Raw genomic sequence first — 22969 nt, 5'->3', positions numbered from 1 at the left:
GTCAGGAGGTTTTGAGTATGGAAATATCAAAAGTGACGGAAGTATTTTTCAGCCCTACATACAGCACGGAACGCATTGTCAGACTGATTGGTGAAGCATGGGAAGAAACGCATCAGGAGATTGATCTTTCCAGGATACCAAAGGAAAGGGAAATACACGAATTTGGTGCACAGGATCTGGTGATCTTCGGAGTTCCGTCCTACGGGGGAAGAGTGCCGGCTCCGGCTGCAGAACGGTTTCGGAATTTAAAGGGACAAAAGACACCGATCATCCTTCTGACCGCATTCGGGAACCGGGATTATGACGACACTCTTCTTGAGATGAAAGACCTGGCAGAGGAGCAGGGATTTGTTCCTGCGGCAGCCGTGGCTGCGGCGGCGGAACATTCCATTATGCGCCAGTATGCAGAAGGAAGGCCCGACAGCCGGGATCAGAGTGAACTCACGGATTTTGCTGTGAAAATCCGGGAAAAGATACAGCAGACAGAAGATATCGAAGGCATGACAGAACTTTCCGAGAAAGGAAACCGGCCATACCGGGAGTACAATGGAGTTCCCATGAAGCCTTCTGCCGGTAAACAGTGTAAGAAGTGCGGCCTGTGTGCCCGTCTCTGTCCGGTCGGCGCCATACCCGCAGAGCATCCGGAAGAGACACTGAAGGAAACATGTATCTCCTGTATGCGGTGCATCGCCGTCTGTCCGGAACACGCGAGGAAAGTCAGCAGACCGGTGCTCATGGCAGCATCTGTGAAACTGAAAAAAGAGTGCAGTGAACGAAAAAGGAATGAGTTGATTTTATGAAGCCGGAACTGATTATGCTTGGAACCGGAAATGCGATGGTTACCAAGTGCTATAATACATGCTTTGCTCTCCGGAATGAGGAAGAATATTTTCTTGTGGATGCGGGGGGAGGAAATGGGATCCTTTCACAATTGGAAAAAGCACAGATCCCATTTGAACAGATCCGCCATATGTTTTTAACCCATGCCCACACAGACCACATTCTCGGTGCCGTGTGGATCATAAGGAAAGCCGCTGCTATGATGCTCGCCGAAACTTATCAAGGACGTTTTACGATCTACTGCCACGATGAGGCGGCGAAGGTTCTTAGGGAGATATGCGAACTGACGCTGGCCGGAAAATTCTTAAAGTTTCTGGGCAGTAAAATACGAATACAGGAAGTAAAAGACGGAGAAGGGATACAGATCTCAGACATGTGTGTCCGTTTTTTTGATATACATTCCACAAAGGCGAAGCAATTTGGATTTCGAACGGATTTGGAGAAAGACATTTCACTGGTATGTCTTGGTGATGAACCGTACAACAGCTTATGTAAGCCCTATGTGGAAGGAGCAGACTGGATGCTCTGCGAAGCCTTTTGTCTGTACGGTATGAGGGATATTTTCCATCCATATGAAAAGCACCACAGCACGGCGCTGGACGCCGGGAATCTGGCCGAAAAACTTAAAGTCAGAAATCTGGTGCTTTACCATACGGAGGATACCGATTTAAAGAATCGGAAGAAGCAGTATACAAAAGAGGTCAAACTGCTGTACTCAGGGAATGTCTATGTGCCCGATGACCTGGAGGTGCTGAAGCTGTAACGAAAAATGTCAGCAGCCAGAAGCACCCAGATAATGACGGAAGATCTGAACATGGACTTTTTCATCCATGGCGATCCGGTTCAGCACAGCACAGACAAACGGGTCCTGTATCTTAGAGGCAGTCTCCAGATAAAAGCTGGCGGCAGCCTCTTCTGCTTCCATGTTGCTTTTCAGTGCCTGGTGAAGATCCTTTGTATAATCAGGGGCATCTCCGCTCCAGCACTGGCAGGGGTCTTCCGCAAATCTGGGATCGCCGCCCAGAAGGGAGACCAGTGTGCCGAGCATCTGCATGTGGTGCATTTCCACCTTTGCTATTTTCATCAGAGTATCGGCCAGCGAGGAATACTTTTTAAAGAAGATCCAGTTTTGATAAATATATGTGGTGACAGCCGTCAGTTCGCTGGACTGGGCTCTCAGTGCTGGCAGTATCATTTCCGCATACCGGGGATTCCGCCGGGCTGCTTTTACAGGCGGGTAGGGATGGGGGTCTGTGACCGCCGGATGGTAAGAATCACAAAATGTCATATAAAACATCCTTTGCTGTTTCAGTTGTTTTTATAATATGCACACCCGGACAGACGGTGAATCTTTATCGTACATTTTCAGAGAATATGCATATTCTATAAGTACTCAGATTTGAAGGGTGTAGGGACCGGTGAGACAGCAAAGAAAAGAACGGATAGCCATGAAAGTGTCTGTCAATAGTATTCTTGTAAACCTGATATTGTCGGCATTTAAGTTATTTGCCGGCATTGCGGCAAGATCCGGAGCCATGATCTCGGATGCGGCCCACTCTGCATCCGACGTGTTCAGCACGGTCATTGTCATGGCGGGGGTTGTTCTGGCTTCCAGGGAAGCAGATGAAAAACATCAGTACGGCCACGAACGGATGGAATGTGTGGCGGCGGTCCTGCTGGGAGCAGTACTGTGCATCACAGGGCTTTTCATAGGAGCGGCCGGACTTCAGAAGATTTTTGCGGGGGATCAGGGAAAACTTGTGATTCCCGGAGCTCTGGCCATGGCGGCCGCCCTGATCTCCATAGCCGTCAAAGAGGGAATGTACTGGTATACGAGGAATGCGGCCAGGAAAATTGATTCTGCTGCGCTGATGGCGGATGCGTGGCACCACCGCTCTGACGCACTGTCTTCCGTCGGCAGCTTTGTCGGCGTCCTGGGAGCCAGGATGGGTTTTCCGATTCTGGACCCCCTGGCGAGTGTAGTGATCTGCATTTTTATCGTAAAAGCGTCCTACGACATTTTCGCAGATGCCGTGCGCAAAATGATCGATGAGTCGTGCAGCAGGGAGACGGTGGAACAGATGAGAAGCGTGATCCTTGACCAGAAGGGAGTCAGGGGGATTGATGATATCCGGACGAGAAAATTCGGAGCCAGGGTATATGTGGATGTGGAAATCTGTATGGACGGGAATCTTCCGCTCAGAAAGGCCCACGAGACGGCGGAAAAAGTCCACTTGAAAATTGAGGAGAAGTTTGCGCCGGTGAAACATTGTATGGTACACGTAAATCCCGTCAAGAATGAAGATGGGGGAATGAACGAGGAAATGACAAAATGAAACTAATTTTATCTTACTTGAAACATTATAAAAAAATGTTTGCGCTGAATGTTTTTTCGGTATTCGGCTTTGCTCTCGTGGAGCTGGGGATACCGACCATCGTAGCGTGGATGATCGACCGGGGCGTATCGGAAAAGGACACGGCTTTTATTTTTGAGATGGGAGGAGTGATCCTCCTGATCTCTCTGCTCGGAACTGCTGGGACGATCCTGCTGGGCTACTGCTGTGCCTATCTGTCCACTTCGATTACGCGGGACATCCGAAATGACATGTTTGAAAAGACGCAGGAATTTTCACACAGGGAATTCAAAGAATTCGGGACGGCATCCCTGATTACGAGGACGACCAACGACGCTTTTCAGATTCAGATGTTTTTGAATATTCTGTTCCGCACCGCGCTGATGACCCCGGTAATGACTGTTGGCAGCATCGTGCTTGTGCTGAAAGCTTCTCTGAGTCTTTCCATGGTGATCCTGGGGACGGTTCCCTTTATCGTCGTAGGTGTGATCATTGTGGCAAAACGCTCTGAACTTTTAAGTGAGCGCCAGCAGTCTTCGCTGGAATGGATCAACCGCATTTCCAAGGAAAATATCAGCGGTATCCGGGTCATCCGGGCGTTTACCAACGACCGGCATGAAAAGAAGCGCTTTGATGAGGCAAACAGTGCCTATATGGGATATTCCAAAAAGCTGTTTAAACTGATGTCTGTCACTCAGCCGGCCTTTTATTTTCTTATGAATTTAGCCGGCATGCTCATTTACTGGATTTCCAGCATTATGATAGAGCAGGGAGGGCTGAACATTGGACAGCTGGTAGCCTTCATGGATTATCTGTTCCATGTGATGTTCTCTATTATGCTGTTCTGTCTGGTTTTCATGATGTATCCGAAAGCGGCGGTCAGCGCCAGGAGGATTACAAAAATCTTCGACGCTGTGCCGGCAGTTGAAAATGCTTCGGGAGAAGGAGGCAGCCCTATCCGCATTGATGAGATCACGTTTGACCATGTGACCTTCGCATACCCGGACGGGGAGGAAGCAGTGCTCACCGACGTGTCCTTCACTGTGAAAAAGGGAGAGACGATTGCATTTATTGGCAGCACGGGTTCCGGGAAAAGCACTCTGATCAATCTCGTACCCAGGGCTTATGATGTGTCCGGCGGAAGGATTCTGGTCAATGGGAAGGACATCAGGGAGATCGATCTTAAGTCTCTGAGAAATTCTATCGGTTTTATACCGCAGAAGGCTATGCTTTTCTCCGGAAGCATCGCTGATAACCTCAAGTTTGGAAAAGAAGATGCCTCTTTGAAAGAAATGGAGGAGGCGGCAAAAACCGCCCAGGCATATGATTTTATCATGGAAAAAGGCGGGTTTGACGTGCAGATCACGGAAAATGCAACCAATGTATCCGGCGGACAGAGGCAGAGGCTTTCCATCGCGCGGGCACTTGTGAGAAAGCCGGAAGTCTATATTTTTGACGATTCTTTCTCTGCTCTTGATTTTAAGACCGATGCAAAGCTCAGAAAAGAACTGAAAAAGGTTTTGAAGGACGCGGTCATGATGGTCGTAGCCCAGAGAATCACCAGCATCATGGATGCAGATAAGATCATGGTGCTCAATGAGGGCCGGGTCGTGGGAGCCGGAACTCATAAAGAACTGCTGGAAAGCTGCAGGATTTATCAGGAGATCGCCGCATCCCAGCTGGATAAGGAGGAACTGGCCCATGATTAAGAAAATAAAACAGGCAGGTGCGGTGATCAGCAGACTCAGGCCGTTTATCGCTCCTTATAAATGGGGATTCATCGGAGCGGTTGTGATGACGGTTTTAAGCGTGGCCGCCATGACCTCGGCGCCAAGGATCGAGGGAATGATTACCACCCAGCTGGCCAAAGACGCAGCGCAGATTGCAGGAAAAGTACCCGGCGCGGGAGTACAGTTTGATGTGATCGTGAAAATTCTTGCTGTACTGGCGGTAATCTATATCATAAAGATGGCATCCCAGGTCATCAGTATGTTTCTGCTGACCAATTCCATCCAGAGCGCCATGCATGATATGAGAAATGCGGTGCAGGATAAGATCCGAAGGCTGCCGGTGAAATATTTCGATACCCACAGCTTTGGGGATACGTTAAGCCGGGTGACAAATGATATCGATTCGGTATCCAACGGTTTGCAGCAGAGCTTTACCCAGGTTATCAGCGGCGTCCTGACGCTCATCCTGGTCCTTGTGATGGTGTTTACCATTCAGCCGGTGATGGCATGGCTGGTCGTGCTGATCATTCCTGTCAGTATTCTGATCAGTGTGGCTGTGGTAAGGAAAAGCCAGAAGCACTTCAAGGCGCAGCAGGATTCTCTGGGAGAACTGAACGGGACGATCACGGAGCTATATACGGGATACAATGAGATCCTGCTGTTCGGAAGGCAGCAGTCTTCCCAGGAACGGTTTAAAGAGATCAACGGAAGACTCCAGAAGCATGCTCTGAAAGCACAGTTTGTCTCTTCCATGATGAGTCCGCTGATTTCTCTGTCTGTATATCTGTGTATCGGAGGCGTGGCGGTGTCCGGGACTGTCTTTGTCATACAGGGGATGCTGACCGTGGGCAATCTCCAGGCTTTCATCCGATATATCTGGCAGTGCAATGAACCCCTCTCACAGGTGGCCCAGCTTTCAGCACAGATACAGGCAGCATTTGCAGGGATGAAAAGAATTTTCGAGATCCTCGATGAACCTGAGGAGATTCCAGATCCAAAACCGGGAACACGCATCTTGGATGTAAGAGGAGAGGTTTCATTCGAGCATGTGGCCTTTGGATACGGAGACAAACCGGTCATAAAGGATTTGGATATTCATATAAAAAGCGGCCAGATGGTCGCTATCGTAGGTCCTACAGGGGCCGGGAAAACAACGATCATCAACCTGCTGCTGCGCTTCTATGACACAGACAGCGGAAGAATCCTGATTGACGGCGTGGATATCAAGTCCATGAAAAGAGAAGACTTAAGAAGCATGTTCGGCATGGTCCTTCAGGACACATGGCTGTTTTCCGGAACGATTTATGAAAACATCCGGTATGGAAGGCTGGATGCCAGAAAGGATGAGGTGATCGACGCGGCCAAGACGGTAAATGTTCATCACTTTATCCGGACGCTGCCGAAAGGTTATGATATGGAGATCGACGAAGAAGGAAGCAATATTTCCCAGGGTGAAAAACAGCTTCTTACGATTGCAAGGGCGGTGTTAAAGGACCCGAAAATTTTGATTCTGGATGAAGCCACATCTTCCGTGGATACAAGGCTTGAAAAGATACTTCAGGAAGCCATGCATAAGCTGCTGGCCGGAAGGACCAGCTTTGTCATTGCCCACAGGCTGTCGACGATAAAAAATGCAGATCTGATCCTCGTGCTGAAAGAAGGCCGGATCGTCGAGACCGGCACGCACACGGAACTGCTTGAAAAAAAGGGATACTACGAACAGCTTTACCACTCACAATTTTCCACATAAAAAAATCACCAGACTGTAGTTTCGCAGGTCTGGTGATTTTTCTTTTTGTATTAAAGCAGACAGCTGATTACTTTTAAGTGTTTCAGGGCATGGAAAATTCCATCCTCTTTATAATGGCGGGTGACGTAATCTGCGGCTTTTTTCGCTGCCCGGGTTGCGTTTTCCATGGCAACTGCCGTACCGGCGGCCTCAAACATGTGAACGTCATTGTCTCCGTCTCCGAATGCATAGCTGTCATCCTGTGAAAAGCCGAGGGCACTGGTCGTATAGGCAACAGCATGTCCTTTGTTGAAGGATACGCTGGAGACATCGGCGGAGCCGTCAAAGTGGTCGTTAATGATATATTTGCCGTCAAAATTCTGCTTGATTGTCTTTAGATGTGCCGCATCTTTGTAGATGATATCAAATGCATAGGCTCTGACATCCCGGATGTCCCAGCTATCTTCATGAATTACATCGATGGATTCGTATGGTCTCGTATGTCCGTACAGATACAGCGGATTGCCGTGGTATACGACGCCGTCTCCGAGGAGACAGTAGGAGCACTGGGAAACCCTGCACAGCTTAATGATTTCTTTCAGTTCTGCGACGGTGAAGCTGTTGTCCAGCAGGACGTTTCCCTCGTGCTCTATGCGTCTGCCGTTTGCGGCGATAAATCCGTCGGACAGCCCGGAAAACATACGCCTGATATAGCCGGCGGGCCTTCCTGATGCGATCATGACCGTGTGTCCTTTTAACCTCAGTTCCCGAAGGGCTTTCTGATTCGAGGGAAGGATGTCTTCCTGATCCGCAAGGGTCCCGTCGATATCAAAGAAAAAAATTTTTTTGGACATAGTATGATACCTCCATTCTGATTGCAGCTATTATACCATATATACAGAGGAATGTGTCACTTACCCTCTGTTTTTTACCACTTGGCTGTTTTTCATTTACAGCCTCACGGGCTCTGCTATAATAAAGGCGTGGAGATGAAAAGATGAAGATACAGATTGAGATTGATGAAAATTTAATGGAAGAAGAGGTCATCATCCGGTGTGCCGGTTTAAATGACATCGTCCAGGAAGTGCAGAAAGCGGTCTCGGAGGCAGCATCCGGGACACAGACGGCCGTGTTTTCCAAGGGAGAGCAGGAGTACTATTTTCCCTTGTCCAAGGTTCTGTTTTTTGAGACAGACGGAAACACCATCAACGTGCACACGGCGGATGATATCTACGAGACCAGGTACCGGCTGTATGAACTGGAAGAGATGCTTCCGGGGTCCTTCATGAGGATCTCAAAGTCGGCCGTTGTCAACACCAACAGGATCTATTCCATCAGCAGGGGGATATCGGCTTCCGGCATCATACAGTTTGAACATACCCATAAACAGCTGTATGTGTCGAGACTTTATCTGAAACCGCTGAAACAAAAATTAGAAGAAAAGAGGATCGGGAGATGAAGAAAGAAAAGATTTTCTGGGGATTGTTTTTTATCTTTGGAGCAGTGTTTATTATTTTTGGAAGACTGGGATACTTGAGAGAAGTCAGTGTATTCAGCCTCATGCTGACGATATTTTTTGCGGCTATGCTGATCAAAAGCCTGATGCATCTGGAGTATACGGGAATCCTGTTTTCCATTGCATTTCTCTGCATCATTTATGCAGGGCCGCTGGGAATCGCCGCTGTCACGCCATGGCCGGTATTAGGAGCTGCACTCCTGGGAAGCATCGGGTGCCATCTGCTGTTTCCTTCCAGGAAAAAGAGATGGAAGGAATGGCACAGAGATGAGCCGTTTGAGTCAGTCATTGACGAGGAGGACGGAACTGCTGTCTGCCACAGAACTACATTCGGTTCTACCGTCAAATATGTAAATTCTGATCATTTCAAATATGCACAGTTTGACGTAAGCTTCGGGGAGATCAAGGCTTACTTCGACAACGCAGAAGTAGAGGGTGGAGATGCTGAAATCAATGTGGACGTATCGTTTGCCGGGATGGAACTTTTCCTGCCGAAAGAGTGGACGGTGATCAATCAGGCCAGTGCTGTCTTCGGGGCTGTGGATGAGAAAAACAGGAACCACGGCGACGGTACGATACGGATCAGACTGACCGGAAGAATCAGCTTTGGGGGAGTGACGATTATCTATGTGTGACATTTTGACCAGTTTTCCGGCTTGCTGTCTCAGAGATGTAAGATTTTCTAACTTTCATCAAAGTCTCTGCGGCGGCCCGCTCGGAACTCGCTGACGCTGGCCTAGAGTACTTAGGGAAGGCAAACGAAGTGCGGACTGAGCTTAGTACGAAGGCCGTTCGAAGGAACTTAATGAGCAGGAGCCGTAGGCGAAGTGCGAATTTAGTGAATCGAACCTCATTGCCTCCGAGCCTTTGCTGAAAGAAGAAAAACTAACATCTCTTCGAATGCAAGGCCTCCAAACTGGTCAAAATGGACGTAATGTCTGCTGGAGCAGGCTGCAAAGAGTCAAACTCATAGATATTTATACAAATGTATGTATAAATTCAATTTTAAAAGTATTTATACAAATGTTCAAAATAAGGTATGGATTTTATCATAGAATGGAAGTAAAATGAAGTTATATTACCAGTGGTATTATTTTTGTTGCAGGTGGTAACTATATTTGAAAGTAAGATTCGGGAGGAAGCGAAATGGATGAGATCTTAAACTATTCTATGAATGAAATGGCAAAGGCAAGTTTTGACTGCAGCTGCGGAAGGCATCATACTCTGGATATCGACAAGCTGGTGATGGGCCAGGGAGTGATCAAAGAACTGCCGGAAATGGTGAAGGGCCTTGGCGCAAAGAAAGTCTACATGCTGAGCGACAACAATACATACAAAGCAGCGGGAGAAACTGCGGAAACACTGTTGAAGGATGCAGGATTTCAGGTGAAAAGTGTGGTACTGGATTCAGGGGAAGATATTCTGATCCCGGATGAGCAGGCTGTGGGAACCATGTTCTTAAATCTGGAGCCGGAGACGGATGTTTTAATCGCGGCAGGTTCCGGAACTTTGAATGATATGGTAAAATATATGTCAGCCAGGACAAAGATCCCATATATCGTTGTCTGCACCGCACCTTCCATGGACGGCTATGCATCAGACGGAGCTCCTCTGATACTGGGAGGAAAGAAGATTTCCTTTATTGCAACCCTTCCTTACGGTATCCTAGGAGATACAGACATCATGAAGCAGGCGCCGATGCATATGATCCGCGCCGGATTCGGGGATGTGATCGGAAAACTTACCGCTCTCGCAGACTGGTATTTGTCCAGGGAGATGACCGGGGAATACTGCTGTGAGACATGTGTGACTCTCGTGCAGAAAGCCCTCGATAAAGTAACCGGAAGTGCAGAGGCACTTGCAGACAGGGACGAAGAAGCAGTTCTCTATCTGATCGAGGCGCTGACGCTCACCGGAGTAGCCATGGGACTGATCGGCGTATCCCGTCCGGCATCCGGAGCAGAGCATATGCTCAGTCATTACTGGGAGATGGAATTCATCGCAAGGAAAAAGTATCCGGAGCTCCACGGAATCAAAGTGGGCATCGCTACACCGATCATCGCGGAAATTTTCGAGATCATGGGTGACGAAATACCGGATGCGGCAAAGAAGCTGGCGCCTTCCAGGGGATATGTGGAAGGACTTTTAAAAACCGTAGGTGCGCCGGTTTCCCCAAAAGAGATCGGAATCGACAGGGATCTGTTTTATCAGAGTCTGCTTGACGGATACAAAGTCAGAGACCGGTACAGCGTCTTAGACCTGGCAGTGGAACAAGGAAAGATGCAGGAGATCGCGGAGAAGATCACACATCGCTTTTATGATGAAGATTAAGGAGAAAGACAGATGAAGCAAAATATTCAGGCAGTGAAAGATATCAAATGTTTTGTCCTCGACATGGACGGGACCATCTATCTTGGAAATGACTTGTTTCCGTTTACACAGGACTTTTTAAAGAAAGTGGAAGACACAGGGAGGGAGTATTATTTCTTTACGAATAATTCTTCCAAGAGCCAGCAGGCCTACATAGATAAACTTTGGGGAATGGGAATATCCATCACACCGGAACAAATGATGATTTCCAGTCATGTAATGATTCAGTATTTAAAAAAGAATCATCTGGGGGAAACCCTCTATGTGGTAGGAACCCCTTCTCTTTTAAAAGAGTTTGAAGCCTTTGACATGCCGCTTGTGGACGAAAACCCGGATATCGTGATCCTTGGATTTGATACTACACTTACTTATGAGAAGATTTCGAAAGCCTGCCATTATGTGCGCAATGGATGTACATATTACGGCATCAATCCGGACTGGAACTGTCCGATGGAAGGCGGAAACTTCATACCGGACTGCGGTTCCATGGCGAAGCTGGTGGAGGCATCCACGGGACGCTTTCCTGAATTCTTTGGGAAACCTTCCAAGCATACGCTGAATTATTTTGTGGAGCAGTCAGGGTACCGCCCGGAGGAGATCGCTATTGTAGGCGACCGGCTGTATACGGATATTGCAGTGGCGGACGGAAGTCCCGTGACTTCCATTCTGGTGCTTTCCGGAGAGAGTACTCTGGAGGATGTGGAGAAAAGTGATGTGAAGCCGGATGTGATTGTGGATTCATTGGAGGATATTACAGAGGTACTTTAGCCTTCATTGATTTTGTGCAGGCCGGATGTTATAATGGAGACAATCAAAGGAGGAATTCATTATGACAAAAAAAGAAGCATTTTTCTTCGGCGGATTCTGGCTCTGGCTCGGCGTGGTCGTCGGTTTTTTGATCGCTCCGATTAAAAAAGGAGTGGAGATCGGCAATAACAATACGTGTGACAACAACACTTATGAAGGCAGAAAAAAGAAACCTGAGCCGGACAAAAAGCACCATTAATAATCAATACCCTTTCGGAGCCATGGTTCCGAAAGGGTATTTTCACGTCTTATTAAAATGTCTCAGATGAAACGTTTTCCCTGACGGCTGTTGGTCTCCTTCATGCGCCGGGAAATCTCATTCAATACTTTTCTTTTGTTGAGCGTCCAGCGGGGAGCGATCAGCAGATCTTTGGGTCCGTCCCCTGTCAGGCGGTGGATAACGATATCTTCCCGCAGTTCCTCAATACATCGGATCACGAAATCAACATAGTCATCCAGTTCATAGACCGGGAATGGATGCTTCTCATACAGAGCGCCGAGATCAGTGTGTTTCAGCACATGAAGGAGGGAAAACTTCACTCCGTTTACTGGCAGCTGATTTAAATACCGGACAGACTCAAGCATCATCTCTTCCGTTTCTCCGGGGAGTCCAAGGATTAGGTGGACGACAACATTGATCCCCAGATCGTGCAGTGCTTTTACTGCCTGTTCAAAACAGGAAAGAGGATAGCCTCTTCGGATGAATTGTGCAGTTTTCTCATGGATGGTCTGGAGTCCAAGTTCCACGAAGACGGGTTTTATCTGATTCAGTTCATCGAGCAGTTCAAGCACGTCCGGGGGAAGACAGTCCGGACGGGTCCCCACAGCCAGTCCCACAATTTCTTGCCTTAAAATCGCATCATAAAAAAGAGAATGAAGCTTTTCATATGGGGCATAGGTATTGGTAAACGCCTGAAAGTAGGCGATATATTTTGATGCATCTGTCTTTTGCCTGATCATGCGGATGCCTTCTTCAATCTGTTCACCAATGGGGAGAGCAGCGTCGGGTGCAAAATCTCCGGAGCCTCCTTCGCTGCAGAAAATACAGCCTCTGGTTCCAAGGGTGCCGTCCCGGTTTGGGCAGGTGAAGCCGCCGTTTAAAGATATTTTGTATACTTTTTCTCCGAAGGTCTGCTTTAAATAAGAATTAAAAGAGTAATAACGTTTTCCATCCCAATTCATAAGATGCGGTTCCTTTCTGCTGTGTGGTATAGTTCCATAGTTTCTTCACATATTGATCATAAGCCTTTCAAATTCTTCCTATATGATAAAAACATCTATAAAAGAAGGATAGGGAGGCTTATATTCATGAAGAAAAAATGGAAGGATATCATGGTTATGATACCGGGAAAAATGAAAAAACACAAGAAGCTGACGGCCGCTTTGTTGGTTTTATTTGTGTTGGCCGGTGTATTTGCAGGAAGATTGGCCTTGACCAGGAAGGCAAAAGGCGGGAATCAGATCCAGACTCAGAAGGCCACAAAGGGAACGATCAAAAAGACAGTGGAGGGCAGCGGTTCGGTGGCATCTGCTGCCACCCAGACCGTCTCTTTTTCCAGTGATGTGAGCGTACAGTCGATTAAAAAGAAAGACGGTTCCTCAGTGAAGAAAGGGGATACCATAGCAGTGCTCACAAGTTCTTCGCTGGAGGATTCGATCAGCAGTCTGGAAAATCAGATCTCCTCTCTGGAGAACACCCTTTCACAGGGAGCGGAGAGCGCGTCAAGTACGATCAGTTCTAAAGTTTCCGGAAGGGTAAAACGCATTTATGCAAAAGATGGTACAGCAGTGGCGAAGACCATGGACAGCAAAGGCGCTCTGATGGAAATCTCGGCGGACGGAAAGCTCAAGATAGAGTTTAAGCCCTCACAAACCGTAAAGACCGGAGACAGTGTCACCGTAAAATTTGGAGAGTATTCGGTGTCCGGAAAGATTTCCGGTGTCAGTTCCGGGAAAGCCACAGCAGTGATCTCCGACAGTTACTACTATGATGTAGATACAAAGGCTTCTGTATATAACAGCAGCAATAAAAAGCTGGGTTCTGGAAAGCTGAAGTCCAACAGCCCGATCACAGTGACGGGAGACAAGGGAACGGTGAGTTCCATTGAAGTGTCCAAAAATCAGAAGGTGTATTCGGGAACGACACTGATCACATTGAGCGGAGCAGGATATTCAAAAACATACGAGAGCAATCTGGCAAAACATGAGGCTTTGGTTGACCAGCTGGAAGAATTAAAAAAAGAAAAGAAGAATCTGACGGTGACGGCAAAGTATGACGGAGTGGTGGATGAACTTTCAGCCTCCGCAGGAACCATGGTATCTAAGGGGAAAACCTTTTGTAAAGTGGTGAGTACAACAGCTTATAAGGTAAACATTGATGTGGATGAGCTGGATATCAAAGAGATTAAGACCGGACAGAGCGTATCAGTGACAGCGGACGCAATAGAGGATAAAACATTTAAAGGAACGGTGACCAAAGTTTCCAAGATCGGGACCAATACGGACGGGGTAGCCACCTATCCTGTGACCATAGAACTCAGTGATGCGGAGGATCTCTATCCTGCTATGAGTGCTACTGCCACAATTACTACTCAAGAGGCATCAGATGCGGTTCTTGTACCTGTATCTGCTGTACAGTCAAAGAATGGGAAAAACTATGTGGCAGTCGTCAGCGATGAAAGCGAAGAAGGTACATTAAAAGAGGTAGAAGTGGGAATTATGAATGATTCTTATGCCCAAATCACTTCCGGTATCAGCGAAGGTGATCAGGTTCAGGTGATTACCAAAAACACTTCTAATAAAAGTGAAGACGACAAGATGATGGGACCGGACGGCCTGGGCAGCGGAAACGGAAAAGGCGGCGGAAGCGGGGCACCCGGCGGCGGATCCGGAATGCCGGGCGGGTCCAGATAGGAGGAGACATATGATTGAGGTAAAAGATTTAAGAAAGACGTATGTTCTCGGCGGAGAAGAGGTTCATGCTTTGGACGGGGTCTCGCTGACCATCAAAGATCAGGAGTTTGTGGCGATTGAAGGTGCTTCCGGAAGCGGAAAATCGACTCTGATGAATATGCTGGGCTGCCTGGATGTGCCGGATTCCGGGGAAGTGATGCTGGACGGCCGTCCGGTAAAGTCATTGAAGGAAAATGAACTGGCAGCCATCAGGAATGAGAAGGTCGGCTTTATCTTTCAGCAGTTCCATCTCCTCGCCAAACTGACGGCGCTGGAAAATGTAGAACTGCCTCTGATCTATCAGGGCATCGGGATGGAAGAACGAAGAAAGACAGCAATGGAAAAACTCATGAAGGTGGGACTCGAAAAAAGAATGGACCATAAGCCGGGGCAGCTGTCCGGCGGCCAGCAGCAGAGGGTCGCCATTGCCAGGGCACTGGCGGCGGGACCGTCTCTGATCCTGGCGGATGAACCTACCGGCAATCTGGATTCAAGATCAGGAAAAGAGATCATGGAACTGTTAAAAGAACTGCACGGACAGGGCAATACCATTATTTTGATCACCCACGATCCAGAGGTGGCAAAAGAAGCGGAAAGACAGATCCGCATCATGGACGGGAAGATTATATCTGATACAGGCGGGAGGGATGCGGCATGAAATTTACTCAGGCAGTGAAAATGGCACTATCCTCTATTCTTTCTACCAAGCTTCGCTCATTCCTCACGATGCTGGGCATTATCATCGGAGTCCTCAGTGTGACTCTGCTGGTGTCTATTGCGCAGAGCACAGCCGGTTCGGTCAATGATACACTCTCGGGACTGGGAGGAAATGTGATCAGCGCGACGATCAACAGCCGGAGAAGTGCGGGAATCAAGAGTTCAGATTTGGAGTCGCTGACGGACAATCCGGCGGTGCAGTCTGTTTCCCCTACGGTAACAGGGAGCGGGACTGCCAAAGCCGGCGGTAATTCCTCCGATGTCTCTTTGAAAGGAATCACACCGGAATATTTGGAGATCGAGGGTACGGAGATCACGTCCGGAAGACAGATTCTTACCGTAGACAATGAAAACAGGCTCCAGGTATGTCTGATCGGAGCCGGAGCGGCAAAGGATCTGTTTGGGAGTACAGACTGTGTCGATGAAACAATCCGTGTCAAGGGTAAGAATTTTAAGATTGTCGGCGTGCTGAAAGAAGACGGGGAATCCCAGAGGGATTCCAATGATACGATCGTTTATCTTCCATTTAAAACGGCTCAGAGGCTTTTACAGCAGGCTGCGATACAGAGTTTTACCGTGTCTGCGTCGGGAGAAGATACTTTGACGATGGCTGAGAATGCGGTGGACCGGTTTTTGTTAAACAAGACAGGAGACGAAGACTCCTACACGATCGTCAATCAGGCCGAAATTGCGGAGAGCGTCAGTAATGTATCCTCTTCCTTATCGCTGATGCTTGGAGGAATCGCCGGTATCTCTCTGTTAGTGGGAGGAATCGGGATCATGAATATTATGCTGGTGTCGGTAACGGAACGGACAAGGGAGATCGGCATCAGAAAGGCCATCGGAGCAAAGAAACAGGATATTCTGGCCCAGTTTATGACCGAGGCTGTTGTACTGTCATTTATGGGAGGAATTACGGGAATTATTCTGAGTTTTTTGATACTTGCTGTAGGAAACGCATTTGTAGATACATCCTTAAGCATATCTCCGGCCATCTGCGTGATATCACTTATATTTTCGGCCGCAGTGGGGATTATTTTCGGTTTATACCCTGCAAATAAGGCTGCAAATTTAAAACCGGTGGAAGCCCTTCATTATGAATAAAATCTTTCGTGTTCTGTCTTTTTTTCTCATAAAATGTCGGTTATAATCATCCTATATAATAAAAAGGGAGAAAAAATATGGATGCGGTTTTATTTGATGTGGACGATACTTTGTATGACCAGCGGGAGCCCTTTGAAAGAGCTTTCCGTCAGTTATTTGGTGAAACATATGAGATTGATATGGAGCGGCTGTTTGCGCTGAGCAGAAAGTACAGTGACGAGGCTTTTGAACATTCCCAGAGCGGGCAGATGACAATGGATGAGATGTATATTTACAGGATCAGTAAGGCGCTCAAAGAGTTTGATATACAAATATCAGATGAAGACGCACTTAAATTTCAAGAATTCTATGCGGGATATCAAAAACAAATCAGTGTCTCTGAGGTTATAAAAGAAATGCTGACATTCTGCCGGGACAGGGTTCCCATAGGCGTGATCACCAACGGACCATCCGGACACCAGTGGGAGAAAATAGAAACATTGGGTCTTGGGGAGTGGTTTTTGGACGAGGTAATCTTCGTATCCGGAGATGTGGGGACCGCAAAGCCTGACGAAAAGATTTTTTGGTATGCATGTGATAAGATGAAGCTTCAGGATGCCGAGGTCTGGTATGTGGGAGATTCCTACCGAAATGATGTAGAGGGAGCCAAAAGTGCCGGTCTTTATTCCATCTGGATGAACCGGAGAAATCATCCGTATCCGGTGTCCGGGGTGCGGCCGGATTATTGTGTCGGTTCCGAAGAAGAACTGTACCGGCTGCTGCAAAAGCTTCTGTAACAAATGACAGGTCTAAAACTTTTCAAAACGTATGGAAAGGTTTTAGACCTGTCTATTTTTTTGCAAAAATGTCCGAAATCCTTTTGACTGTTTTTTGAAAGGGGACGATGATATAGTAAAGATACAGCAACGGAGGGATAAAAATGAACAAGAGATCAAGGGAGATTCTGCTGGGACTCATGGATTTGGAGAAGACATTCCGTATCAGTGAACTGGCAGAGAAATTCCAGGTGTCGGAGCGCACCATAAGAAATGACATCAATGATGTCAATGACTTCTTGGAACAGCATGAGCTTTCCTTAGTAAAACTGGGAAGCAATGGGACACTCCTTGTGGAGGATGACATCGAACTGGCGGCAGGTCTGTTTAATCAGAACGATTTTTACACATACCGCCTTTCCAAAGGAGAGAGAAAGCCGCTGATTGCGGCGATCCTGATCGAAGCTTCGGACTACACGACCTTATCAAACATGGCAGAACTTTTGTATGTGAGCAGGGCCACAGTTATCAACGATTTAGAGAGTGTCAAGCAGATGCTTTTAAAGGAGCATCTTACTGTGGAATCCCATTCCAACAAAGGACTGGTTCTTCACGGAAAGGAGAGTGATAAGCGGGCATGTCTTTTAAAGCTTCTGAACCAGGACGGATCTTTTCAGGCCGCAGGTTCTGTGGTACAAAGCTTCATCAGAGGACTGAATATCAGCCACAGGCTGAAAAAAGAAGACAAACAGAACCTGCAGAAAATCATCAATGAACAGGAGCACGCACACGGAAGATTTTTAACCGATGCATCTTTCAACTACCTGCTCTCGTATCTGACCATACTGATCCAGAGAGTGAAAAAGGGGCATCAGATCACCGAGTCTTTAGAGGTAAAGAAGAGCAAGTACGAGATGGCAGAGGATATTTTGAGGTATGTGTGCCAGTACTGGGAACTTCCTGAGAGCCAGGGGGAAAAGGAACTGTTGAGCGATATTCTGGACAGCTTAAGCTACATAAAAAAAGACAGCAGGAACCAGAGGATCATCGGCCTGCAGCTGGTCACAAGGAAATTCATCGAGCAGATATCCAATGAGCTTCATGTGGATCTTAACCGGGACTTTGTGTTTTATGAAAATCTTGTCAATCATCTGGAATCCATTTTTACAAAGGAGTTTAATATCACTCAGAGAGACGATTTTCTCAGACAGATCGTAGAACAAAATCAGGAAACTCTGTATGCGGTTAAGAACAACATTGAGATGCTGGAACGGTTTGTGGGAAGAAAGATCCAGGCGATTGAGGCCGACTACATCGTGATTCACATCAGTGCCGCTCTGGAGAGGAGAAAGAAAAAGGAAATTGAGTTCCGTGTTGTCATTGTCTGTAATGGCGGAGTGGGGACATCGCAGCTCCTTCTTGCAAAAATGAGAAACCGCTTTGACTTTCACATTGTCGATGTTGTCTCTGCTCATGATTTAAGAAAAAGCCATTATGAAGACATTGATATGATCGTGTCCACGATTCCCTTAAAGGATTATGAGGGAGAATATGTGCTTGTGACACCGATGTTTTCCGACGAAGATTACCTGAGAGTGAATAAAAAGATCGAGCTTCTGCAGAAAAAGAACAGAGGAAGCAAAAAGAAGCTGCCCGAAAAAGACAGAAATCCAGAGGAACTTTCTGCGATTCTTCGGCCTATGATCAGAGATCCGGAGCTGTTTCAGGAAGTCTCCATGAAGATCTATGAGTATTTTGGAGAGTCCTTTGATGAGGAGCGGGAGCCGTTTCTGTGGGAATTATTGAGAGAAAAGAATATCCAGCTCAATATTGAGTGCAGAGACTGGAAGGATGCCATCAGAAAGTCGGCTGAACCGCTGCTTTTCAAAGGATATATCGAAGAGCGGTATGTAGACGCCATGATAGAAAACGTACTGGAAAACGGCAGTTATATTGTCATTTCCAAAGGGTTTGCACTGCCCCACGAGGGCTTTGAGCTGGGCAGCAAAAAAGTTGGAATGAATATGATCCGGCTTAAGGAACCGGTGGTCATCGAGGATGAGGACGGCGACCGGGAAGAAGTGAGATTTTTCTGCTGCCTGAGCACCGTGGACCACAAAAAGCACATCAAAGCGTTTTTTCATTTAGTCAATATGCTGACGAACCAGAGATTTAAGGAAGAACTGTGGAATGCCGAAAGTCCGCGGGAGACGGCGGCGATTATTAAAACTTATGAACAGAGAATAAAGGAGTGACAACATGGTTTGGGAACGTTTAAGCAAGGAATTGATTCTGCCTCAGATTGAAGCCAGAGACAGCGCGGATATTTTTGAGCAGGCGGGGGGAAAATTAGTCTCTCTGGGCTACTGTAAGGACAGCTATGTAGAGGCATTAAAGATTAGGGAGAAAGACTTTCCCACAGGCGTCGACATGGGGGAAGTGGGAGTTGCCATTCCACATACGGATGTGAGCCATGTTCTGAAAAAGGGCATCGCCATCGCCACCACGAAAAAGCCGGTCACCTTCGTACAGATGGGAACGGATGATGAGACCGTGGAGGTACGGGTTATCTTCATGCTGGCCGTGGATGAGAAAGGGCATCTGGAATTATTACAGGCAATCTTAGGGATTCTGCAGGACCCTCATGTAGTAGAAAAACTCAGCAATGCGCAGAACCCGGAAGAAATTATAAATATCATCAAAGAAAAGGAGAAGTCATTATGAAAAAGAAAGTCATCGTAGCATGCGGAGGAGCAGTGGCAACATCCACAGTAGCGGCAAACGCAGTGGTGGATCTGGCAAAGGAAAATGGGATTGATGTGGAGATCGCACAGGTGAGAATCTCGGAGATTGAATCCAATCTTCCAGCAGATCTGATCGTGACGACTTCAAAAGTAAAACGTGATTACGGTGTGCCGCTGATCACAGGAATGCCGTTTATCTCAGGGATTGGAGCAGATAAAACCAAAGCAAAGATTTTAGAAGTACTGAAATAACAGACATGCAGGAAACATCATGGAGGTAAAGGAGAAAAACTATGGGTATTTTTGGAGACGCGATTAATTACATCATTGGCCTGGGTGCATCGGTTATGCTGCCTCTCGTCATAGCAGTACTGAGTATTATTGTAGGAGTGAAAGTAGGAAAGGCAATCCGTGCCGGACTGATGGTAGGAGTCGGATTTGTAGGACTGGGACTCATTGTCGACATGATGAATGCCAACCTGGGGCCTGCGGCAAAGGCCATGTCAGAGACGTTTGGGCTTCACATGAGCGTTGTAGACGTGGGGTGGCCGGGGATGTCACCGATCACATGGGCATCCGGCATCGCAACCGTTGCGATCCCGGTAGCGATTCTTGTAAATGTGGTGATGCTTGTACTCAAGCTTACCAAAACTGTAAACATTGATATTTGGAACATCTGGCACATGACATTTACCGGGGCGATCGCCTATGCGGTGACAGGAAACTTTGCCATCGGTATTGCAGGAGTAGTGGTCCACGCAATCTTTACATACAAATTCGGTGACCTGTATGCGCCGCTGATGGAAGACTATTTTGAACTGGAAGGGCTCACCGTTCCCCACGGAACATCCGCCTACCTGGCACCGTTTGCCTGCACGATTGATGCCATTATCGAAAAGATACCGGGACTGAACAAGATCAGTATTACTGCCGATAAACTGCAGGAAAAAGTAGGTGTGCTCGGAGAACCGATCGTTATCGGAGGACTCCTCGGAACTTTAGTAGGTGCGCTGGCAGGCTATAATTTTCAGGCTGCGCTCCAGCTGGGCATCAAGATGTCCGCAGTCATGGTACTGATGCCGAAAATCACAAAATGTATCATGGAAGGCCTGATGCCGATCTCAGAGAGAATGAAGGAAATACTCACCAAACGTTCCGGGGACGGAGAGTTCTATATCGGACTCGATCCGGCGATTCTTTTAGGGGATTCCCAGGTAGTAACCGCAGGGCTGATCTTTATCCCGCTGACCATTTTGATCGCAGTGATTGTGCCTGGAAATGTCATTCTTCCATTTGGTGATCTGGCAACCATCGGATTCTTTATCGCCATTGCCGTTGCAGTGCACAAGGGAAATCTGTTCCGCACACTGATCTCAGGCTCTGTGATCATGTATGTGACCATCTGGATCGCAAACCAGGCAATTCCGTGGACGACGGCACTTGCTAAGTCTGTGAACCTGACAAACGGAGCATCCAGGATTGCAGCGCTTGACCAGGGAGGGTCACCGATCACCTATATGTTCACACAGATCTTTACGAGAGAAAATCTTGCAGGGCTGGCTGTCATCGCCGTAATCTACGCAGTCTGTCTCGTATTCACTGTAAGGACATCCAAGGCCAGAGCGGCAGCATTAAAAGAAGAACAGTAAAACATCAGAAAACCGGGCGGGCTTTTGCCCGCCCGGACTGATAACCGAAGATCAGGAGGAAAAAAGATGCCATTAATGACAACAACACAGATGCTCCTTGATGCCCAGAAAAACGGGTATGCAGTGGGCGCTTTTAATGTAGAGAATATGGAGATGGTCATGGCGGTCATGGAGGCAGCCGAGGAGCTTCGTTCCCCGGTTATCATGCAGACTACGCCGTCCACGGTAAACTATGCGGGACTGGATTATTTTCTGGCAAATGTACGGACCGCGGCAGAGCGTGCCAGCGTGCCTATTGCTATGCATCTGGATCACGGAAACAGCTTTGAACTGGCCATGCAGGCCTTGAGGACCGGATATACATCCATTATGATCGATGGTTCCCATGAATCCTTTGAGGAGAATATTCGGCTTACCAAGTCCGTAGTCGATGCATGTGCTCCTTCCAAAGTGCCTGTGGAAGCGGAGCTGGGAAAAGTCGGGGGAAAGGAAGACGACCTGGACGGAGGGGCCGGAGGCTACACAGAACCTTCCGAAGCATTAGTATTTGTAAATAAAACGGGCATCACCTCCCTGGCTGTGGCTATCGGCACAGCCCACGGAGTTTACAAAGGAGAACCGAAACTGGACTTTCTGCGCCTGTCAGAAATTCGGGAAGCAGTCTCCATACCATTAGTACTCCACGGAACAAGCGGTGTGCCGGACGAGACAGTGGCGGAATGTGTCAAACGGGGAATCTGTAAGGTGAATTACGCCACAGATCTACGGATTGCCTTTTCAAAAGGGGTTACCGGTGTGCTCAGAGAAAAACCGGATACGATCGATCCTAAAAAATATAATGCTGCGGGAAAACAAATGGTAAAGGACTATGTCAAATCAAAAATGAAGGTTGTAAAGAGTGAAGGAAAGGCTTAGGTGAGTGGAATGAAAGCAGGAGTGGTCCATGCAAAAAATGATATCCGGTTCGAGGAAATCAAGACCCCGGTGCCGGAAAAAGGGCAGGTGCTGGTCAAAGTCAAATATACAGGGATCTGCGGATCTGATGTGCCGAGAGTCAACGGGGATGCGTGTCATTTCTTCCCAAATGTGCTGGGACATGAATTTTCCGGTGTGGTAGAAACCGTAGGAGAGGGAGTATCCTCCTTAAAGCCGGGTGACCGTGTGGCCGGTGTGCCGCTGGTTCCGTGCATGGAATGTGAGGACTGCCGGAAGGGGAATTATTCCCTCTGTAAACATTACAGTTTTATCGGCTCCAGGGAATTCGGAAGTTTCGCCGAGTATGTGGCGGTGCCGGAGAAAAATGCGGTAAAATTTGAGGATTCTGTATCTTTTGAGCAGGGGGCTTTCTTTGAGCCTGCCACAGTGGCTCTCCACGGACTTTTAAGGACCGGCTACCAGGGCGGAGAAGATGTGGCAGTCCTGGGCGGCGGCACCATCGGACTGTTCACGGCCCAGTGGGCAAAGATTTTCGGCGCTAAAAGGGTCACGGTTTTTGACATCAGTGACGAGAGACTTAAGCTTGCGAAGAAACTTAGCATCGATAATGGCATTAATACTCTGGAGGAAGACTTCATGGATCAGGCTATGGCACTCACCGGGGGCAAAGGGTTCGGCTATGTATATGAGACTGCAGGGGTTACCACGACCATGAAATATGCGTTCCGTCTGGCAGCCAACAAAGCGGGAGTCTGTTTTATCGGAA

General features: G+C 47.7%; 23 protein-coding genes. 20 read left to right on the top strand and 3 right to left on the bottom strand.

Going from position 1 to position 22969, the window contains the following annotated elements; genetic code table 11:
• The first annotated feature begins 17 nt into the window (after positions 1 to 17).
• Both QVP35_RS06140 and QVP35_RS06135 read left to right on the top strand, forming a co-directional pair.
• Entirely contained in the window at positions 18 to 800 is a 783-nt protein-coding gene (locus QVP35_RS06140; protein ID WP_009289128.1) for a 4Fe-4S binding protein, read from the top strand.
• Positions 797 to 1603: an MBL fold metallo-hydrolase gene (locus QVP35_RS06135; RefSeq protein ID WP_009289127.1), complete on the top strand. Its 807-nt coding sequence runs from the start codon at positions 797 to 799 to the stop codon at positions 1601 to 1603. The genes QVP35_RS06140 and QVP35_RS06135 overlap by 4 nt, the downstream gene beginning before the upstream one ends.
• Positions 1604 to 1612: 9 nt before the next feature.
• Here QVP35_RS06135 and QVP35_RS06130 read toward each other — a convergent pair whose 3' ends face one another.
• The gene (locus QVP35_RS06130; RefSeq protein ID WP_009289126.1) at positions 1613 to 2128 is read right to left on the bottom strand and encodes a ferritin-like domain-containing protein; all 516 of its coding nucleotides are present in this window, start codon (positions 2126 to 2128) and stop codon (positions 1613 to 1615) included.
• 160 nt (positions 2129 to 2288) lie between these two features.
• On the opposite strand from QVP35_RS06130, the gene QVP35_RS06125 reads away from it, so the two are divergent.
• Genes QVP35_RS06125 through QVP35_RS06115 form a run of 3 tightly spaced genes read left to right on the top strand, consistent with a single transcriptional unit; the run spans position 2289 to position 6674 of the window.
• Positions 2289 to 3176, top strand: coding sequence for a cation diffusion facilitator family transporter (locus QVP35_RS06125; protein WP_022260906.1), 888 nt, complete (start codon positions 2289 to 2291; stop codon positions 3174 to 3176).
• Positions 3173 to 4903, top strand: a complete 1731-nt coding sequence (locus QVP35_RS06120; protein ID WP_006568594.1) for an ABC transporter ATP-binding protein — start codon at positions 3173 to 3175, stop codon at positions 4901 to 4903. Before QVP35_RS06125 ends, QVP35_RS06120 begins: the two co-directional genes overlap by 4 nt.
• Positions 4896 to 6674 (top strand): ABC transporter ATP-binding protein, encoded by a 1779-nt coding sequence (locus QVP35_RS06115; protein ID WP_022260905.1) that lies wholly within the window; start codon positions 4896 to 4898, stop codon positions 6672 to 6674. Before QVP35_RS06120 ends, QVP35_RS06115 begins: the two co-directional genes overlap by 8 nt.
• A 50-nt stretch (positions 6675 to 6724) precedes the next feature.
• On the opposite strand, the gene QVP35_RS06110 is transcribed toward QVP35_RS06115, so the two are convergent.
• The gene (locus tag QVP35_RS06110; protein ID WP_009289122.1) at positions 6725 to 7507 is read right to left on the bottom strand and encodes a Cof-type HAD-IIB family hydrolase; all 783 of its coding nucleotides are present in this window, start codon (positions 7505 to 7507) and stop codon (positions 6725 to 6727) included.
• A 143-nt stretch (positions 7508 to 7650) separates the two neighbouring features.
• On the opposite strand from QVP35_RS06110, the gene QVP35_RS06105 reads away from it, so the two are divergent.
• The 5 genes from QVP35_RS06105 to QVP35_RS06085 all read left to right on the top strand — a co-directional run bounded on the left by QVP35_RS06105 (position 7651) and on the right by QVP35_RS06085 (position 11545).
• Positions 7651 to 8112, top strand: coding sequence for a LytTR family DNA-binding domain-containing protein (locus QVP35_RS06105; protein WP_009289121.1), 462 nt, complete (start codon positions 7651 to 7653; stop codon positions 8110 to 8112).
• Positions 8109 to 8804, top strand: coding sequence for a LiaF transmembrane domain-containing protein (locus QVP35_RS06100; protein WP_009289120.1), 696 nt, complete (start codon positions 8109 to 8111; stop codon positions 8802 to 8804). Before QVP35_RS06105 ends, QVP35_RS06100 begins: the two co-directional genes overlap by 4 nt.
• A gap of 511 nt (positions 8805 to 9315) precedes the next feature.
• The gene (locus tag QVP35_RS06095; protein ID WP_009290342.1) at positions 9316 to 10500 is read left to right on the top strand and encodes a sn-glycerol-1-phosphate dehydrogenase; all 1185 of its coding nucleotides are present in this window, start codon (positions 9316 to 9318) and stop codon (positions 10498 to 10500) included.
• A gap of 12 nt (positions 10501 to 10512) precedes the next feature.
• On the top strand, positions 10513 to 11307 hold the full coding sequence (locus tag QVP35_RS06090) for an HAD-IIA family hydrolase (RefSeq protein ID WP_009290343.1): 795 nt from the start codon (positions 10513 to 10515) through the stop codon (positions 11305 to 11307).
• Positions 11308 to 11368: 61 nt separating this feature from the next.
• Positions 11369 to 11545, top strand: a complete 177-nt coding sequence (locus tag QVP35_RS06085) for a hypothetical protein (RefSeq protein WP_009290344.1) — start codon at positions 11369 to 11371, stop codon at positions 11543 to 11545.
• Positions 11546 to 11607: 62 nt separating this feature from the next.
• Here QVP35_RS06085 and QVP35_RS06080 read toward each other — a convergent pair whose 3' ends face one another.
• Positions 11608 to 12528, bottom strand: coding sequence for a TIGR01212 family radical SAM protein (locus QVP35_RS06080; protein ID WP_009290345.1), 921 nt, complete (start codon positions 12526 to 12528; stop codon positions 11608 to 11610).
• 126 nt (positions 12529 to 12654) lie between these two features.
• Between QVP35_RS06080 and QVP35_RS06075 the strand changes: the two genes are divergently transcribed.
• The 10 genes from QVP35_RS06075 to QVP35_RS06030 form a co-directional block, all read left to right on the top strand.
• On the top strand, positions 12655 to 14259 hold the full coding sequence (locus tag QVP35_RS06075; protein ID WP_022260904.1) for an efflux RND transporter periplasmic adaptor subunit: 1605 nt from the start codon (positions 12655 to 12657) through the stop codon (positions 14257 to 14259).
• Positions 14260 to 14269: 10 nt separating this feature from the next.
• Complete coding sequence (locus QVP35_RS06070) at positions 14270 to 14956, top strand: ABC transporter ATP-binding protein (RefSeq protein ID WP_009290348.1); 687 nt, start codon at positions 14270 to 14272, stop codon at positions 14954 to 14956.
• Complete coding sequence (locus tag QVP35_RS06065) at positions 14953 to 16119, top strand: ABC transporter permease (RefSeq protein ID WP_009290349.1); 1167 nt, start codon at positions 14953 to 14955, stop codon at positions 16117 to 16119. Before QVP35_RS06070 ends, QVP35_RS06065 begins: the two co-directional genes overlap by 4 nt.
• Positions 16120 to 16196: 77 nt before the next feature.
• Complete coding sequence (locus tag QVP35_RS06060; RefSeq protein ID WP_009290350.1) at positions 16197 to 16895, top strand: HAD family hydrolase; 699 nt, start codon at positions 16197 to 16199, stop codon at positions 16893 to 16895.
• Between the two features lie 143 nt (positions 16896 to 17038).
• A complete protein-coding gene (locus tag QVP35_RS06055; RefSeq protein WP_009290351.1) occupies positions 17039 to 19129 on the top strand; it encodes a BglG family transcription antiterminator in 2091 nt (696 codons plus the stop codon).
• Between the two features lie 4 nt (positions 19130 to 19133).
• The gene (locus tag QVP35_RS06050) at positions 19134 to 19598 is read left to right on the top strand and encodes a PTS sugar transporter subunit IIA (RefSeq protein WP_022260903.1); all 465 of its coding nucleotides are present in this window, start codon (positions 19134 to 19136) and stop codon (positions 19596 to 19598) included.
• Positions 19595 to 19870 (top strand): PTS galactitol transporter subunit IIB, encoded by a 276-nt coding sequence (gatB, locus tag QVP35_RS06045; protein WP_006569082.1) that lies wholly within the window; start codon positions 19595 to 19597, stop codon positions 19868 to 19870. The genes QVP35_RS06050 and gatB overlap by 4 nt, the downstream gene beginning before the upstream one ends.
• Before the next feature lie 41 nt (positions 19871 to 19911).
• Complete coding sequence (locus QVP35_RS06040) at positions 19912 to 21267, top strand: PTS galactitol transporter subunit IIC (protein ID WP_006569081.1); 1356 nt, start codon at positions 19912 to 19914, stop codon at positions 21265 to 21267.
• Positions 21268 to 21333: 66 nt separating this feature from the next.
• Positions 21334 to 22182, top strand: coding sequence for a tagatose-bisphosphate aldolase subunit GatY (gene gatY, locus QVP35_RS06035; RefSeq protein ID WP_022260902.1), 849 nt, complete (start codon positions 21334 to 21336; stop codon positions 22180 to 22182).
• A gap of 9 nt (positions 22183 to 22191) precedes the next feature.
• A partial coding sequence (locus tag QVP35_RS06030; RefSeq protein WP_288187779.1) for a galactitol-1-phosphate 5-dehydrogenase occupies positions 22192 to 22969 on the top strand: 778 nt, incomplete at its 3' end.

It is taken from the genome of Anaerostipes sp. CAG:276 (assembly GCF_000432215.1).
GTDB classification, from domain to species: domain Bacteria; phylum Bacillota; class Clostridia; order Lachnospirales; family Lachnospiraceae; genus Anaerostipes; species Anaerostipes caccae.
Note: the sequence above shows the minus strand (reverse complement) of the source record. Positions and strands in the feature narration are given on the sequence as shown.

What these genes read in the sequence shown, in the direction of transcription:
- QVP35_RS06055 (WP_009290351.1), top strand. Translation starts at nt 17,039, where the DNA reads ATGAACAAGAGATCAAGGGAGATTCTGCTGGGACTCATGGATTTGGAG.
- QVP35_RS06120 (WP_006568594.1), top strand. Translation starts at nt 3,173, where the DNA reads ATGAAACTAATTTTATCTTACTTGAAACATTATAAAAAAATGTTTGCG.
- QVP35_RS06050 (WP_022260903.1), top strand. Translation starts at nt 19,134, where the DNA reads ATGGTTTGGGAACGTTTAAGCAAGGAATTGATTCTGCCTCAGATTGAA.
- QVP35_RS06140 (WP_009289128.1), top strand. Translation starts at nt 18, where the DNA reads ATGGAAATATCAAAAGTGACGGAAGTATTTTTCAGCCCTACATACAGC.
- QVP35_RS06040 (WP_006569081.1), top strand. Translation starts at nt 19,912, where the DNA reads ATGGGTATTTTTGGAGACGCGATTAATTACATCATTGGCCTGGGTGCA.
- QVP35_RS06070 (WP_009290348.1), top strand. Translation starts at nt 14,270, where the DNA reads ATGATTGAGGTAAAAGATTTAAGAAAGACGTATGTTCTCGGCGGAGAA.
- QVP35_RS06125 (WP_022260906.1), top strand. Translation starts at nt 2,289, where the DNA reads ATGAAAGTGTCTGTCAATAGTATTCTTGTAAACCTGATATTGTCGGCA.
- QVP35_RS06065 (WP_009290349.1), top strand. Translation starts at nt 14,953, where the DNA reads ATGAAATTTACTCAGGCAGTGAAAATGGCACTATCCTCTATTCTTTCT.
- QVP35_RS06100 (WP_009289120.1), top strand. Translation starts at nt 8,109, where the DNA reads ATGAAGAAAGAAAAGATTTTCTGGGGATTGTTTTTTATCTTTGGAGCA.
- QVP35_RS06075 (WP_022260904.1), top strand. Translation starts at nt 12,655, where the DNA reads ATGAAGAAAAAATGGAAGGATATCATGGTTATGATACCGGGAAAAATG.
- QVP35_RS06130 (WP_009289126.1), bottom strand. Translation starts at nt 2,128, where the DNA reads ATGACATTTTGTGATTCTTACCATCCGGCGGTCACAGACCCCCATCCC.
- QVP35_RS06085 (WP_009290344.1), top strand. Translation starts at nt 11,369, where the DNA reads ATGACAAAAAAAGAAGCATTTTTCTTCGGCGGATTCTGGCTCTGGCTC.
- QVP35_RS06095 (WP_009290342.1), top strand. Translation starts at nt 9,316, where the DNA reads ATGGATGAGATCTTAAACTATTCTATGAATGAAATGGCAAAGGCAAGT.
- QVP35_RS06080 (WP_009290345.1), bottom strand. Translation starts at nt 12,528, where the DNA reads ATGAATTGGGATGGAAAACGTTATTACTCTTTTAATTCTTATTTAAAG.
- QVP35_RS06110 (WP_009289122.1), bottom strand. Translation starts at nt 7,507, where the DNA reads ATGTCCAAAAAAATTTTTTTCTTTGATATCGACGGGACCCTTGCGGAT.
- QVP35_RS06105 (WP_009289121.1), top strand. Translation starts at nt 7,651, where the DNA reads ATGAAGATACAGATTGAGATTGATGAAAATTTAATGGAAGAAGAGGTC.
- QVP35_RS06115 (WP_022260905.1), top strand. Translation starts at nt 4,896, where the DNA reads ATGATTAAGAAAATAAAACAGGCAGGTGCGGTGATCAGCAGACTCAGG.
- QVP35_RS06060 (WP_009290350.1), top strand. Translation starts at nt 16,197, where the DNA reads ATGGATGCGGTTTTATTTGATGTGGACGATACTTTGTATGACCAGCGG.
- gatB (WP_006569082.1), top strand. Translation starts at nt 19,595, where the DNA reads ATGAAAAAGAAAGTCATCGTAGCATGCGGAGGAGCAGTGGCAACATCC.
- QVP35_RS06090 (WP_009290343.1), top strand. Translation starts at nt 10,513, where the DNA reads ATGAAGCAAAATATTCAGGCAGTGAAAGATATCAAATGTTTTGTCCTC.
- QVP35_RS06135 (WP_009289127.1), top strand. Translation starts at nt 797, where the DNA reads ATGAAGCCGGAACTGATTATGCTTGGAACCGGAAATGCGATGGTTACC.
- gatY (WP_022260902.1), top strand. Translation starts at nt 21,334, where the DNA reads ATGCCATTAATGACAACAACACAGATGCTCCTTGATGCCCAGAAAAAC.